The organism is Pseudomonas sp. NBRC 111127 (assembly GCF_001320345.1).
Taxonomy (GTDB): domain Bacteria; phylum Pseudomonadota; class Gammaproteobacteria; order Pseudomonadales; family Pseudomonadaceae; genus Aquipseudomonas; species Aquipseudomonas juntendi.
In genome coordinates, this window is record NZ_BCBD01000063.1 from 1 (window position 1) to 15,566 (window position 15,566).

At 63.9% G+C, this 15,566-nt stretch carries 12 protein-coding genes; 1 reads left to right on the forward strand and 11 read right to left on the reverse strand.

Annotated elements, in window-relative coordinates; all coding sequences use genetic code 11:
- The 8 genes from gltB to pilM form a co-directional block, all read right to left on the reverse strand.
- On the reverse strand, window positions 1-2,935 hold a 2,935-nt coding region (gene gltB / locus APH30_RS13565; RefSeq protein WP_054912835.1), incomplete at its 3' end, for a glutamate synthase large subunit.
- 373 nt (window positions 2,936-3,308) lie between these two features.
- Window positions 3,309-4,898: an SPOR domain-containing protein gene (locus APH30_RS13570; RefSeq protein ID WP_054912836.1), complete on the reverse strand. Its 1,590-nt coding sequence runs from the start codon at window positions 4,896-4,898 to the stop codon at window positions 3,309-3,311.
- Between the two features lie 15 nt (window positions 4,899-4,913).
- A complete protein-coding gene (aroB, locus tag APH30_RS13575; RefSeq protein ID WP_054904624.1) occupies window positions 4,914-6,011 on the reverse strand; it encodes a 3-dehydroquinate synthase in 1,098 nt (365 codons plus the stop codon).
- Between the two features lie 97 nt (window positions 6,012-6,108).
- Window positions 6,109-6,627 (reverse strand): shikimate kinase AroK, encoded by a 519-nt coding sequence (aroK, locus tag APH30_RS13580; protein WP_009684951.1) that lies wholly within the window; start codon window positions 6,625-6,627, stop codon window positions 6,109-6,111.
- A 4-nt stretch (window positions 6,628-6,631) separates the two neighbouring features.
- Entirely contained in the window at window positions 6,632-7,900 is a 1,269-nt protein-coding gene (locus APH30_RS13585) for a type IV pilus secretin PilQ (RefSeq protein ID WP_050492206.1), read from the reverse strand.
- Window positions 7,824-8,822, reverse strand: a complete 999-nt coding sequence (locus APH30_RS13590; protein WP_054912847.1) for a pilus assembly protein PilP — start codon at window positions 8,820-8,822, stop codon at window positions 7,824-7,826. The genes APH30_RS13585 and APH30_RS13590 overlap by 77 nt, the downstream gene beginning before the upstream one ends.
- Window positions 8,823-8,833: 11 nt before the next feature.
- Complete coding sequence (locus APH30_RS13595; RefSeq protein WP_054912837.1) at window positions 8,834-9,370, reverse strand: PilN domain-containing protein; 537 nt, start codon at window positions 9,368-9,370, stop codon at window positions 8,834-8,836.
- On the reverse strand, window positions 9,367-10,248 hold the full coding sequence (gene pilM, locus APH30_RS13600) for a type IV pilus biogenesis protein PilM (protein ID WP_054912838.1): 882 nt from the start codon (window positions 10,246-10,248) through the stop codon (window positions 9,367-9,369). The genes APH30_RS13595 and pilM overlap by 4 nt, the downstream gene beginning before the upstream one ends.
- A 181-nt stretch (window positions 10,249-10,429) precedes the next feature.
- Here pilM and APH30_RS13605 point away from each other — a divergent pair, with 181 nt between their 5' ends.
- Window positions 10,430-12,880: a penicillin-binding protein 1A gene (locus APH30_RS13605; protein WP_371262843.1), complete on the forward strand. Its 2,451-nt coding sequence runs from the start codon at window positions 10,430-10,432 to the stop codon at window positions 12,878-12,880.
- A 164-nt stretch (window positions 12,881-13,044) separates the two neighbouring features.
- On the opposite strand, the gene APH30_RS13610 is transcribed toward APH30_RS13605, so the two are convergent.
- The 3 genes from APH30_RS13610 to rpmE form a co-directional block, all read right to left on the reverse strand.
- Complete coding sequence (locus APH30_RS13610; RefSeq protein ID WP_009684943.1) at window positions 13,045-14,313, reverse strand: malic enzyme-like NAD(P)-binding protein; 1,269 nt, start codon at window positions 14,311-14,313, stop codon at window positions 13,045-13,047.
- A gap of 178 nt (window positions 14,314-14,491) precedes the next feature.
- Window positions 14,492-15,313: a thermonuclease family protein gene (locus tag APH30_RS13615; RefSeq protein ID WP_054912840.1), complete on the reverse strand. Its 822-nt coding sequence runs from the start codon at window positions 15,311-15,313 to the stop codon at window positions 14,492-14,494.
- Between the two features lie 2 nt (window positions 15,314-15,315).
- Window positions 15,316-15,531 (reverse strand): 50S ribosomal protein L31, encoded by a 216-nt coding sequence (rpmE, locus tag APH30_RS13620; protein WP_009684941.1) that lies wholly within the window; start codon window positions 15,529-15,531, stop codon window positions 15,316-15,318.
- Window positions 15,532-15,566 lie beyond the last annotated feature (35 nt).

The following is a 15,566-nucleotide window of genomic DNA, read 5'->3' on the forward strand; positions in this document are numbered from 1 at the left end:
GGTCTTCGATCGAGTAAATGTCGTGGTGCGGTGGCGGCGAGATCAGGGTCACGCCCGGTACCGCATAGCGCAGCTTGGCGATCAGGCCATTGACCTTGCCACCTGGCAGCTGGCCGCCCTCGCCGGGCTTGGCGCCCTGGGCCACCTTGATCTGCAGCACTTCGGCGTTCACCAGGTATTCCGGGGTCACACCAAAGCGGCCGGTGGCCACCTGCTTGATCTTCGAGCTGCGGATGGTGCCGTAGCGCGACGGGTCTTCGCCACCCTCACCGGAGTTGGAGCGCGCGCCCAGGCGGTTCATCGCCTCGGCCAAGGCTTCGTGCGCTTCCGGCGACAGGGCGCCAAGGGAAATACCGGCGGAGTCGAAGCGCTTGAGGATGGCCTCCAGCGGCTCGACCTGTTCCAGCGCCAACGGCTGGTCGGCCACCTTGACCTTCAGCAGGTCGCGGATCATCGACACCGGGCGCTGGTCGACCAGCGTGGTGTATTCCTTGAACTTGGCGTAGTCACCCTGCTGCACTGCAGCCTGCAGCGTGTTGACCACGTCCGGGTTGTAGGCGTGGTACTCGCCACCGTGCACGAACTTCAGCAGGCCGCCTTGCTGGATCGGCTTGCGCGCGCTCCAGGCTTCGGCTGCCAGCAGCTTCTGGTCGCTTTCCAGGTCTTCGAAGCGTGCACCCTTGATGCGGCTGGACACCCCCTTGAAGCTCAGGCCGACCACTTCTTCGGACAGGCCGATGGCTTCGAACAGCTGCGCACCCCGGTACGAGGCGATGGTGGAGATACCCATCTTCGACAGGATCTTCAGCAAGCCCTTGGAAATGCCTTTGCGGTAGTACTTGAACACCTCGTCCAGGTCGCCCAGCACTTCACCGGTACGAATCAGGTCGGCGAGCACTTCGTAGGACAGGTACGGGTAGACGGCCGAGGCACCGAAGCCCAGCAGCACGGCGAAGTGATGCGGGTCGCGGGCTGTGGCGGTTTCCACCAGGATGTTGCTGTCGCAACGCAGGCCCTGCTCGGTCAGGCGGTGGTGTACGGCACCCACGGCCAGCGAAGCGTGCACAGGCAGCTTGCCCGGGGCAATGTAGCGGTCGCTCAGCACCAGCTGGGTCTTGCCCGCGCGCACGGCTTCTTCAGCCTGGTCGGCAATGTTGCGGATCGCCGCTTCCAGGCCGACGCTCTGCTCATAGTTGAGGTCGATCAGCTGACGCTCGAAGCCTTCACGCTCCAGGTTCATCAGCGAACGCCACTTGGCCGGCGAAATAACTGGCGAGCTGAGGATCACCCGCGAGGCGTGCTCCGGGGACTCCTGGAAGATGTTGCGCTCAGCGCCGAGGCAGATTTCCAGCGACATCACGATCGCTTCGCGCAGCGGGTCGATCGGTGGGTTGGTCACCTGGGCGAACTGTTGGCGGAAGAAGTCGTATGGCGAACGCACGCGTTGCGACAGCACAGCCATCGGCGTGTCGTCACCCATCGAGCCAACGGCCTCCTGGCCCTGCTCACCCAACGGGCGCAGCACCTGGTCACGCTCTTCGAAGGTGACCTGGAACATTTTCATGTATTGCTTGAGCTGGTCAGCGTCGTAGCTGGCCACGCCCTGGTCGTCGGTCAGCGTCGCCTGGATACGCGTGGCGTGCTGACGCAGCCAACGCTTGTACGGGTGGCGCGACTTCAGGCGGTCGTCGATGGCATCGGTATCGAGGATCTGCCCGGTTTCGGTGTCCACGGCAAGGATCTGGCCCGGGCCCACGCGGCCCTTGGCCAATACTTCCTCAGGCTGGTAGCCCCACACGCCGATTTCAGAGGCGATGGTGATGTAGCCATTGGTGGTGGTCACCCAGCGCGCCGGGCGCAGGCCGTTACGGTCGAGCAGGCACACCGCGTGGCGGCCTTCGGTCATGACGATACCCGCCGGACCGTCCCACGGCTCCATGTGCATGGAGTTGTATTCGTAGAACGCGCGCAGGTCGGCGTCCATGGTCTCGACGTTCTGCCAGGCTGGTGGTACCAGCATGCGCACGCCGCGGAACAGGTCGATACCGCCGGTGACCATCAGCTCCAGCATGTTGTCCATGCTCGAGGAGTCCGAACCGACGCGGTTGACCAGCGGGCCAAGCTCTGCGAGGTCGGGGATCAGGTCGTTGGCGAACTTGGTGCGACGGGCCATGGCCCAGTTGCGGTTACCGGTAATGGTGTTGATCTCGCCGTTGTGGGCGAGGAAGCGGAACGGCTGCGCCAGCGGCCACTTCGGCAGGGTGTTGGTCGAGAAGCGCTGGTGGAACACGCAGATCGCCGTTTGCAGGCGCTCGTCACCCAGGTCCGGGTAGAACGCCGCGAGATCGCGCGGCATCATCAGGCCTTTGTAGATGATGGTCTTGTGCGAGAAGCTGCAGATGTAGTGGTCGGCGTCATCGGCGTTGGCAACCGACGAACGGCGCCGGGCGCTGAACAGCTTGATGGCGAATTCCTGGTCGCTCAAGCCCTCACCGCCGATGAACACCTGCTCGATCTGCGGCAGGCGCTCCATGGCCAGGCGGCCGAGAACGCTGGTGTCGATCGGCACCTTGCGCCAGCCCACCAGCTTCAGCCCGGCAGCGATGATCTCGCGATCCATGTTGGCACGTGCAGCTTCGGCTTTGACCGGGTCCTGGTTGAAGAACACCATGCCGACGGCGTACTGCTTGGGCAACTCGACGGCAAAATGCTCCTGGGCCATGGCACGCAGGAACTGATCGGGCTTCTGTATCAGCAGACCGCAACCGTCACCGGTCTTGCCGTCGGCGTTGATGCCACCGCGGTGGGTCATGCAAGTCAGTGCCTGCATGGCGGTTTGCAGAAGGTGGTGGCTCGCCTCGCCCGTCATATGGGCGATCAGGCCAAAACCACAGTTGTCCTTGAATTCTTCGGGATGGTACAGACCTGTTTTCATAGACACATTCTCACCAGGTTCACCTCTCAACGGAGGCAAATCTCTTTTTTAACAACCACTTACCATCCACGCCGATCAAACGCCAGCTTTTTTGCGGTGGCCATGGAAAACCATTGTTGCACAGCGACAGCGATGCCCACAAATTTTCATGTCTCACCATTGAAAATTTATGTCGCCATTTTGAATGTTTTTGCGTCATGCACCGTGATAGGCGCTTGACTTGAGTCTGAAGCGTTTCAGCCATGACTGCAACTCGGGGCTTGTGGCCGGCAGTCTGGGACAGAAAAGCCTGCCGCGCTCGGGCGCAGCAGGCTAGTCGAAAGCTAGAATTCGCTTAGCAACAGGGCAGCGGGGTGGTGCCGCCCGGCAGGTATCAGCGGGCCGAGGCCAGCTCTTGTTGGACGCTGGCGACGGTACGTGGCCAAGGTTTACCAGCCTGGACCTTCGCTGGCAAGTTCTTGATTGCGGCAACCGCAGCATCGCGGCTGGCGAAACTGCCGTAAGTGACCACATACAGCGGCTTGCCTTGCAGGTCTTTCTTGAAGTAGCGATAGTCGCCACCCTGGGCTTTCACGTACGCCTGCGCCGAGGCCTCGGAGCTGGTGCCGAGGATCTGCACCACGTAATTGCCCGGTTTCTGCCCGGCGTACCAGCTGCTGTTGCCAGTGCCGCCAGCGGCTGGTTTTTCAGCAGGCTTGGCGGCCGGCTTGGCTACGGCGACCTGGGTCGGTGCCGGGGCCTGCTTGGCCGTCGCAACCGGCTTGGCAGGCTGGGTTGCGACCGGTTTTTGCGCAGGCGCAACCTGCTGCACGGGTTGCGCAGGCGTCGGCGCGGGGCCCGCCGCTACGCCTTGCGGCGGGGCGATGGTGGTCACGGTCGGCGGCGGGTTGCCAGGCTGCAGGGCGGTATCGCCAGCCGGGCTGCCTTCTTCCCCCTCACCCATGCCTGCGGCCTGGGCCAGCGGCTCGCGCATCACCGGCTGCGACTGGCCTCCCAGTGGCAGCGGCACCGGCTGGGACGAGCCAGAGAACTCGATGTTGGCGCCCTGCTTGCCGTCGCCAAGCGGTAACTGAGCCTGGGCAGCCGGTGCGTCGGCCGGCGCTTTTTCGCCTTTCTTGGGCATCAACACGGCAGCTGCAACGGCAACCACGACCACGGCAGACAACGCGAGCACATGTTTTTTTGGCATCTTGAACCCCATGGATGGTCGCTTGGCCGTCGTCCGGCTGGCGATCATGGCTTCGATCAAAGTGTCACGGGCGACCTGGTTGATGTTGCCAGGCCAGCCGTCGGAGTTTTCATGGATATCGACGATCTGTTCACGGCTGAACACCTCGATGCCCCGGCCTGCGCCTTCCAGGCGCTGCTCCAGGTATTCGCGGGTTTCCTCTTCACTGTAGGGGGCCAGCTCGATGATGTGGAAGCGTTCTTCCTCGACATTGAGCTCGTCCAACCCTGCAATCAGCGAAGGCTCACCAAACAGGAACACGTGCGGGCGCCCTTCCGGCACCCCCGCCGCCAATTCCAGCAACGCTTGGAGTGCCGACTCGTCGAGTTGTTCCGCATCGTCCACCAGCAAGTACACTTCCTGCCCGGTGAGTGCCAGTTGCACCACCTTGGACAGGATCGCCTGCATCTCCGGCTGGGCCACGTCCAGGTTCTGCGCGACCTGGCCCAATACACTGGCAGCATCGCTGGCACCACGGGCGGACACCACAACGCTCTGCACCGCCTGCTTGTTGGTACTGGCCACCAGCGCCTGGCGCAGCAGGGTCTTGCCGCTACCCTGCGGGCCGGTGACGACCAGCATCAGTTGGCTGTAGCGAGCCAGGTGGTGCAGCTGGCCGAGCACAGGCTTGCGCTGGGCAGGGAAAAACTTGAAGCCGGGCACCCGCGGTGCGAACGGATCGTGGCTCAACTGGTAATGGTCGAGAAAGGCCTCATCGGCATGCAAACTGGTCATTGCGCTGTCACAACCTCAAAGCTGGGCCACGATCGCGCGGTAATCCGCCGACAGCGTGGCCTGTAGAATCTCTTTCGGATAGTCGTCGGTGACCACGGCCTCGCCCATCTGGCGCAGCAGCACCAGACGCAGACGCCCGTCGAGCACCTTCTTGTCGACCGCCATGTGCTCCATGAAATGCGCCGGGGTCATTTCCTGTGGTGGCACCACCGGCAAACCTGCGTCCTGCAACAGGCGGATTCCGCGATCGCGCTCGGCCTGGTCGAGCCAGCCAAGGCGCATGGACATTTCCAGGGCCATGACCGTGCCCGCCGCCACGGCTTCGCCGTGCAGCCACACGCCATAGCCCATGTGGGTTTCGATGGCATGCCCGAAGGTATGCCCCAAGTTCAGCGTGGCCCGCACGCCAGACTCGCGTTCGTCGGCGCCCACCACTGCGGCCTTGGCCGCACACGAGCGGCGAATGGCTTCGGTCAGGGCTGCCGAGTCGAGGGTACGCAGGGCCTGCATATTGTCTTCGAGCCAGGCGAGGAAGGGCTTGTCACAGATCAGCCCGTACTTGATCACTTCGGCCAGGCCTGCCGAAAGCTCGCGCGCCGGCAAGGTCTTCAGGCTGGTGGTATCGATCAGCACCGCGTTGGGCTGGTAGAAGGCGCCGACCATGTTCTTGCCCAGCGGGTGGTTGATGCCGGTCTTGCCGCCTACCGAGGAGTCGACCTGGGACAACAGGGTGGTCGGCACCTGGATGAAGTCCACGCCCCGCTGATAGCAGGCAGCGGCAAAGCCGGCCATGTCACCGACCACCCCGCCGCCCAGGGCGACCACGGTGGTACGGCGGTCATGCCGCGCCGTCAGCAGGCCATCGAAGATCAGTTGCAGGGTTTCCCAGTTCTTGTGGGCTTCGCCATCGGGCAGTACCACTGGCAGCACCGAGTAGGCCCCCAGGGTCTTGGCCAGGCGGTCGAGATACAGCGGCGCGACGGTCTCGTTGGAGACGATGGCAACCTGCCGGCCGGCAATGTGCGGCGCCAGCAGCTCGGGCTGGTCCAACAGGCCTTCGCCAATGTAGATCGGGTAGCTACGCTCGCCCAGGTCGACCTTCAGTGTCTGCATGTATCCCCACAATGTTCTTGGGCGCGGTGCCGTTCTGGCGACCTGCGCGGTAACGTTGAACCTCGCCTCGGCGCTGGTGGCCGAGAATAGTCCCGGGTTAACGGGGCGGCAACTGCTGCAAGCGCTCGAGGATGTCGATCACCACCATGCGTGGTGGCCGCTCGTCGGTTTCTACGACCAGGTCGGCGATCTCGCGGTAGAGCGGGTCGCGGGTTTCCAGCAGGTTCCGCAGGGTGGCCTCGGGGTTGGCGGTGCGCAGCAGCGGGCGATTGCGGTCGCGCGCCGTGCGGCCGACCTGCTGTTCGACCGAGGCGTGCAGGTAGATTACCCGGCCGCCCTGGTGCAGCGCCTGGCGGTTGGCTTCGCGCATGACGGCACCGCCACCGGTGGCCAGGACCACGCCGTCGAGGCCACACAGCTCGGCAATCATCGCTTGCTCGCGATCACGGAAACCCGGCTCGCCTTCCTTGTCGAAAATCCACGGGATGTTGGCGCCGCAACGCAGTTCGATTTCCTTGTCGGAATCCTTGAACAGCAGGCGCAGCTCTTTGGCCAATAGGCGGCCGATGGTGCTTTTACCAGCACCCATGGGCCCCACAAGTATCAAATTTCGCACAGAATCAACGACTCACAGCAATCGCCTGGTCACTCATGATACGCGGAGTCAGGAAGACCAGCAGCTCGGATTTTTTCTCTTGTAATGCATCGCGTCGAAACAGCCGCCCAACATACGGCAGATCACCCAAAAATGGCACCTTGTCGACCACATTGTTTTGCGAGGTAGAATACACGCCGCCAATCACGATCGTTTCGCCGTCGGCCACGCGAACCTTGGCATTCACCTCGTTCTTGCGGATCGGCGGTACGTTGTTCAAGGCATTGACGTAATCCGGTTCGTCCTTGGTCACCCTGACAGCCATGATTACCTTGTTGTCCGGGGTAATTTGCGGGGTCACCTCCAACGACAGCGAGGCCTCGCGGAACGACACCGAGGTGGCGCCGCTCTTGGTGGTTTCCTGGTAGGGCACCTCGGTGCCCTTGAGGATCCTGGCCGTTTCCTTGTCGGCCGTGACCACCTTGGGTTGCGAAATGATCTCGCCATTGCCGCTTTTTTCCATGGCGCTGAGCTCGAGGTCCAGCAGCACATCCCCGCGCAGCAGGCCAAGGCCGATGCTGCTGCCAGCCCGCTCGACACCCAGGTCGACGAACAGCGACTTGCCCGGCAGCGGGTTGTCGCCATACAAAGGGCTGCCCCAGCGCACCCCAAGGGCTTTCTCGTAATCGACGTTGGCCTCGACGATGCGCGCCTCGATCGCCACCTGACGCACCGGCACATCCAGCTGCGCCACCAGTTGCCGCAGTTCATCGAGGCGTTCGGCCGGCAGGTAGGCCACCAGGGTATTGGTGCGCTCATCGACACTCAGGCTGCCCCAACCGGCGAGCAGGCTTTCGTCGGCCAGGCTGGTCTTGAGCAGTTCCGCAAGTTCGGCAGCCTTGGCATGGTGAACAGGCAACAGCTCCCGGCGCATGGGCTGCAACTGCGCCTCCAGCACCTGCCCCGCACGCGCTTCGGCAGTTTGCGCAGCCAGCGTGGCCGCCGGCGCCACCAGCAGCACATTGCCCTCCTGGCGCCGGGCGAGGCTTTTGCTGCGCAAGACCAGGTCCAGCGCCTGATCCCACGGCACATCCTGCAAGCGCAGGGTGACATTGCCCTGCACGTCGTCGCTGGCGACCAGGTTGACGCCGGCATAGTCGGCGAGTACCTGCAAAACCGAGCGAATCTCGACATCCTGAAAGTGCAGCGACAGCGGCTCACCCTGGTAAGGCGTCGCGGTCGCCAGAGGCATGGGCAGCAGGGCCGCCAGCAGGTAGATCATCCTCGTTCTCATTCTGATCCGGGGCCTCCTTGCCCAGGCGTTTTGCGAGGGTGATGAACGCCGTGCGTTCATGCCACACCCCCGCCATGAACAACCGTTCGCGCACTTCGACCTGGCGCGGGCCGATGTGCATCACTATCCCTTGATCACGCCCTACCCGGTCCCCAAGGCGGACGCGGTAGAGCCTGCCGGCCGCCCGCAGCAGCGCTTGATGTTCCTGCCCACGCGTCAGGCTGCCGACCATTTCCAACTGGGCCAGGGGCGCGCGGGTCAAACCACCCGACAGGTGCGTTGCCAACGCGGCGAACGGATCCATGGCCGGTGCTCGCGTTGCCGGCCTGGCAGGCAGCCGCGCAAGCATGGCGACTGCCACCCCGGCAACCGGCGCGTGATAGGCATCGACCCGCAGTTGCAAACGCAGCAGGCCTGGTTCGCCACCGCCGGCTGCCAGGCGCATGCTGCGACCGTGCATGACACGCACCTGCCCCAACCACTCGTCCAGCCAGCCCCGCAACGCTGGGTAGCTGCCCACCACCTGCAACTCCAGTGGCACTACGCTGAAGCCCTGCCGCTGCTGCTGCTCGTGCACATCGAGGCGCTCGACGAGCAGGCCGTGCTCGCGCCCCGAACCCGACAGACGGTCTAGCAGGTCGCTCATGCTTTCGCCGGCAGCCAGCTGCCATTGTGCCTTTTGCAAGCGCTGCCCATCGCTCGCCAGCTGTGCCCGCACCCCCTGCAACTCGGCAATCTGCGCCTGCGTGGCAGCCTGCTGCCGGCCCAGCTCGGCGTGCTTGCCCTCTTCTTCACCCTGCAGCTGCAACATGCCCGGCAGGCGAATTGCGCAGCCCAGACCGAACAGCAGCACCGCCAGTGCCACAGGTGCCAGCCGCCGGAAGCGGCTAGAGCGCTCGGCTGCGCCAAGCCATGCGAGCAATTGCACCCTGTTCACGACCAGAACGCCGCCACGCGCGCAGCCAGCAAGAACTCATCGCCGCCTGGCTGGCTCTTGATATGTTTGAGCTCCAGGTCCAGCAGCACGCCGGAACGCTCGAGGTCGCGCATGAACTGGGCCAGTACGGCGCCGGAGGTGGCGAGCCCGCTCAACTCCATGCGGCCGTTTTCCAGGCTGAGGCCCAGCAACTGCATGCCCAATGGCAGTGCCCTTTCGAGGTCGGCGAGTACGCCAGGCAGAACCCCTCGCTGAGCCTGAAGGCCCTCCAGCACCGCCAGGCGGCCGAGCAGTGCGGCATGCTGGGCACGCACATCAGCCAGTGGCTGAGCCTCCAGGCCCAGGGTTTCCAGGGCTGCCTGGCGCTGGGCGTTGGCCAACGCTTGTTGCTGGCCGCGCTGGCGTGCCTGTTGGTCGACCAGCGTCACGGCGCACAATGCCAGCAAGGCGCCAGCCACCAGATGGCTGCGAAACCGGCGCATGGCCGCCTGGCGCTGGCGTTCGCGCCACGGCAGAAGGTTCAGCCGCATCATGGTCGCGCCCCTCCAAGCGCCAGGGCACTCGCCAGCAGCATCGGCCCATCGACCTGCGCAAGCCCGGCCAGCGCAGGCAGTTCTTGGCACGGCAGCGCCAGGCTTTGGCCCAGGGCCTGCAGCCAGCCCGGCTGCAGCGGCGAGCAGTTGCTGACCCACAACCAGGCAGGCAAAAGCCCTTCGGCGAGCAGCGCAGGCAGCCGCTCGGGCAGTTGCGCGGCCATATCCCCGTCAGCTGCCCGCAGCTCCCGGCGCTGCAGCGCCCCGCCAGGCGCCCAGGCATGAACAGTCGCACGGTGGGGCTCGATACGCAGCAACGCCGCCCCAGCCTGCTCACCCGCAGGCAGCATGCGGCGCAGGGCAATGCTGTCGACCTCGACCGCCTCCAGTTGCAGCCCCGCCTGCTGCACCAGCGCTTCGAGGGGTGCCAGTGCACTCTGCCGACACGCTGCAACCAGCACCTCGCTGCAGGCCGGCTGAACACCTGAAGCCCCCAGGACCTGGAAGTCCAGGGCCAGGTCCTCCAGCGGGAATGGAAACAACCGTTCGGCATCCGCCAGCAACTGCGCCTCCAGTTGCTCCTCACCGGGCCCCACTGGCAGGTGGCACAGCTTGCAGATGACCTGGCTGGCGGGCAGCGCCAGGGCTAGCCGGCGCTCGCCGAGGCCGCTGCGCCGATGGGCGCGCTGCAATGCCGCCGAGACCTGCTCGGGCGCTGCTGCCCAGTCATTGCCTGCCCCGAGCTGCAGCGGCTCATGGGCCCAACCCAGCACCCGCCAGCCGCGTTTGCGCTGTTGCAGTTGCACCAGATGAATGGCGTGAGCGGTAATTTCCACCCCTACCAGTGAACCGGCATCCTTGCCGAAGCGTCCAAGCATTGCGAATTCCTTGCTGTATGTAGCGCCCCCGCGGCAACACTGGGCCGGGGCCACCCGCCAGGGCGACGGGCTGCCTGGCCGGTGGCCCGGAAAGGCGAAAAAATGCGTATAATGCCCAGCGTTTTTTGGTCCGCCGGACCTGCGTGCAATCCACTTTCAACCTGGACACCGAAAAGCCTTGATACGTCTGCTGAAGTTCTTCTGGTGGTCTTCCGTCGCAGTCATTTGCGCGCTCGTACTCGGTGTGAGCGGTGCGTTTCTGTATCTTAGTCCCAACCTGCCCTCGGTCGATTCGCTCAGAAGCATCCAGTTGCAGATCCCCCTCAAGGTGTACAGCAGCGATGGCAAGCTGATTGCCGAATTTGGCGAAATGCGCCGTTCGCCGATCCGTTTCGCAGACATTCCCCCACAGTTCATTCAGGCATTGCTGTCAGCCGAGGACGACAATTTCCTCAACCACTACGGCGTGGACCCCAGCAGCCTGATGCGCGCGGCCACCCAGCTGGTGAAAACCGGGCACATTCAGACCGGCGGCAGCACCATCACCATGCAGGTGGCCAAGAACTTCTTCCTGACCAGCGAGCGCAGCTTCTCGCGCAAGACCAACGAAATTCTGTTGGCCCTGCAGATCGAGCGGGAGCTGACCAAGGACGAGATTCTTGAGCTGTACGTGAACAAGATCTACCTCGGCAACCGCGCCTACGGTATCGACGCCGCGGCCCAGGTCTACTACGGCAAGTCGATCCGTGACGTGAGCCTGGCACAGATGGCGATGATCGCCGGCCTGCCCAAGGCGCCCTCGCGCTTCAACCCCCTGGCCAACCCGGTGCGCGCCAAAGAGCGTCGCGACTGGATCCTGGGCCGCATGTACAAGCTGGGCAAGATTGACCAGGCCAGCTACCAGGCCGCCCTGGACGAGCCACTCAACGCCAGCTATCACGTGCCGACGCCCGAGGTGAATGCACCGTACGTCGCGGAAATGGCTCGCGCGGAAATGGTTGGCCGCTACGGCAGCGACGCTTACACCGAAGGCTTCCGCGTTACCACCACCGTGCCCAGCGACATGCAGGAAATGGCCAACAAGGCCATCCTCAATGGCCTGTCCGATTATGACGAGCGCCACGGCTACCGCGGCCCTGAAGCCCGCTTCCCGGGGCGCACCGAGGCCGCCTGGCGCCAGGAACTGGGCAAGCAACGCACCTTGGGCGGGCTTGAGCCCGGCATCGTGACCCGGGTCGAAAAAACCGGCCTTGCGGTGCTGACCCGTGACGGCCAGCAGGTGCATGTGGCCTGGGACACCATGAAATGGGCGCGCCCGTTCATCAACAGCAACGCCCAGGGCCGCACCCCGCAATCGCCCGCCGATGTCGCCCAGGTCGGTGACCTGGTGCGCCTGCAACGCCTGGACGATGGCACCTTCAAGTTCAGCCAGGTGCCGGGGGCGCAGAGTGCGCTGGTCAGCCTCGACCCTAACAGCGGCGCCATCCGCGCCTTGGTCGGCGGCTTCTCGTTCGAGCAGAGCAACTACAACCGGGCGATGCAGGCCAAACGCCAACCGGGCTCGAGCTTCAAGCCGTTCATCTACAGCGCTGCACTGGACAGTGGCTATACCGCCGCCAGCCTGGTCAACGACGCCCCGATCGTATTCGTCGACGAATCGGTCGATAAGGTGTGGCGACCGAAGAACGACACCAACACGTTCCTCGGCCCGATCCGCATGCGCGAAGCGCTGTACAAGTCGCGCAACCTGGTTTCGATCCGCTTGCTGCAGGCCATGGGCGTGGACCGCACCATCGACTACATCGCCAAGTTCGGCTTCAACAAGCAGGACCTGCCGCGCAACCTGTCGCTGGCCCTGGGTACCGCCACCCTGACGCCGATGGAAATCGCTACAGGCTGGAGCACCTTTGCCAACGGTGGCTACAAGATTGCCCCCTACCTGATCGACCGTATCGAGAGCCGCAGTGGCGAAACGCTGTTCACCGCCAACCCGGCTCGCGTACCCCAAGGTACTGAAGACCAGGCCGGCCTGGCCGCCCCCGAGCAGCCGATCAGCACCGCCAGCATGCCCGGCGAGGCACCGGCGGCCCCCGGCCAAACCCCTGCGGCAGCGCAGCCACCAGCGGTAGCCGAGCGCATCATCGACGGGCGTACCACCTATATTCTCACCAGCATGCTGCAGGACGTGATCAAGCGCGGCACCGGCCGCCGGGCGCTGGCTTTGGGCCGCACCGACCTGGCAGGCAAGACCGGTACCACCAACGAGTCCAAGGACGCCTGGTTCTCTGGCTACAACGCCGACTACGTGACCACCGTGTGGGTTGGCTTCGACCAGCCGGAAACCCTGGGCCACCGGGAGTACGGCGGCACGGCGGCACTGCCGATCTGGATGAGCTTCATGGGTGCGGCACTCAAGGACAAGCCTGCACATGCGCCGGCCGAGCCAGAAGGCATTCTCAGCCTGCGCGTAGACCCCGTCAGCGGCCGGGCAGCTTCGCCGGGCACACCCAATGCCTACTTCGAGCTGTTCAAGGCCGAGGATTCGCCGCCATCGGTGGACGAACTGGGCAATGGGGCCGTGCCGGGCAGCCCATTGCCAGCGGATGAAGCGACGCCGATGGACCTGTTCTGAGGCAAGGCGCCCGATCCGGGGCAGGTGCACGGCGGCGTTCGACCCTACGGGCGCCGACACTGGCGCCCCCTGCCCCTCACCTGCCGGCACCGACGCATTCCCACCGCGCATAAAAAAGCCCCGGCTCGCAAGAGCCGGGGCTTTTTACACCGCTACAACAGCAATCAGCCGTTGAACACGTCATCCACGCTCTTGAGCGGGTAGTGCTTTGGATACGGCAGGGTAGCAACGCCAGACTCGATGGCAGCCTTGGCCACGGCGTCGGAAACGACGGTGATCAGGCGGGCATCCAGGGGCTTCGGAATGATGTACTCACGGCCGAACTCCAACGCTTGCACGCCGTAGGCATCGCACACTTCCTTGGGTACCGGCAGCTTGGCCAGGTCTTTCAGGGCGATGGCCGCAGCGATTTTCATTTCTTCGTTGATGCGCTTGGCGCGTACGTCCAGGGCACCACGGAAGATGAACGGGAAGCCCAGTACGTTGTTGACCTGGTTCGGGTAGTCCGAACGGCCGGTGGCCATGATCACGTCGCTGCGGGTGGCGTGAGCCAGCGCTGGCGAAATTTCCGGATCAGGGTTGGAGCAGGCGAACACGATCGGGTTGGCCGCCATCGACTTCAGGCCTTCTGCGCTCAGCAGGTTCGGGCCGGACAGGCCAACGAACACGTCGGCACCCTCCAGGGCGTCGGCCAGGGTGCGCTTGTCGGTCGCGTGGGCGAACTGGGCCTTGTACTGGTTCAGGTCGTCACGGCCAGCGTGGATTACGCCGCTGCGGTCGATCATGTAGATGTTCTCGACCTTGGCACCCATGCTCACCAGCAACTTCATGCAGGAGATGGCAGCTGCACCGGCACCCAGGCACACGATCTTGGCTTCTTCGAGCTTCTTGCCGGCGATTTCCAGGGCGTTGATCATGCCGGCCGCAGTAACGATGGCGGTACCGTGCTGGTCATCGTGGAACACCGGAATGTCGCACTGTTCGATCAGCGTGCGTTCGATCTCGAAGCACTCTGGCGCCTTGATATCTTCGAGGTTGATGCCACCGAAGGTGATCGAGATGCGGCGAACGGTGTCGATGAATGCTTGCGGGCTTTCCGATTCGACTTCGATGTCGAATACGTCGATACCTGCGAAACGCTTGAACAGAACGCCCTTGCCTTCCATGACCGGCTTGGAAGCCAGTGGGCCGAGGTCACCCAGACCGAGGATGGCAGTGCCATCGGAAATCACCGCAACCAGGTTGCCTTTGCCGGTGTATTTGTATGCCAGCTCTGGATCCCGGCCAATTTCACGCACCGGCTCGGCAACACCTGGGCTGTAGGCCAGGGCGAGGTCACGGGCAGTGGCAGTTGGCTTGGAAAGTTCGACGCTCAGTTTCCCCGGGCGAGGTTGAGCGTGATATTCGAGAGCGGCAGTTTTCAGGTCTGACATGGTGGGCATTCCGCTATTTACTGTTCTGACGGACCGCCGAGGATACGCAAAGAGCCGGGTAGTCACAAGACTGGTCGGTCACTTGTGTCAAGGCCTTTAGCCTACGACTTTCCGCTAAAACCCACGGGGACATACGGCTAACAGTGTGTACAATCCAATAGCGAACTGTCTACATCTTTTAGCCAGAAGTACGCGCCAGCATGCTCGGGTCGGTCAGAGGCAATACCCAGCGCCGCTGCCCTGGCTTGAGGCCGCCCTTGCGGGAACGATCCACCACCCAGCCACGCACCTCGACCTGGCGCCCTTTGAGGTTAGCGAAGAAACTGGCCGGGAAGTTGCGCTGCAGACGAGCGGAGACCTGCACCACCACGGCTCGGTCAAGGTTCAACCAGATACCACCACGGTTGCGTTCGATGCTCATGATTCGGCCACTGAGCACAGCAAAACCGGACTGCCTGACGGCGTCTGCCGGCACCACGGGCGACTGCCGCCAAAGGCCGGCGCCGGCCTGGCGTGCCGCCTGCTCGGCGCGTTGCTGGCAGCCACTGAGGCGCACATTGGGGGCGACGGCCACCCGGTAGCCCAAGCCCTCACTGAGCAATTGTGCTTCGAGATTGTCGCCATTACGGCCATAAATGTGCGCCAGTGTGCGCCCATACTTGTCTTTGGCTTGCACACCGGGAACCAGCCCGACACGCCCGTCACTGGCCTTGACCAACGCCTGCAGGCGCCGCTTGGCAGCTTCGGCATAGGGCTCGCTGCTACGCCCCTTGCGACCGATCTCCGGGGTGTTGATGCCGATCAGCCGCACACTGCGGCCATCCACCAGACGCACGGTGTCGCCGTCGACCACCTGCCGCACCCGAACCTGCTCGGGTTTGCCCGGCAGCGGGCAGAAGGCGTGGGCGGGCAAATGCCAGATCGCACCCACAAAAAAGGCGCCCACGAGGGGCGCCTTTTTCAGCAACAATGCGAAGCCCGAAGGACTCGCCATGCGCATTATTACTTCTTGGTACCGAACATACCGAAGCGGTCGGCGAACTTCTGTACGCGGCCACCGGTGTCCAGGACTTTCTGCTTACCGGTGTAGAACGGGTGGCACAGGTTGCAAACGTCGATCGACAGGGTGCTGCCCAGGGTCGAACGGGTTTCGAACTTGTTACCGCAGCTGCAGGTGACTGCAACAGCTTCGTAGTTCGGGTGGATACCTTCTTTCATGGTCACTTCCTCGAGCTGCGTGCCGCCACCCAACA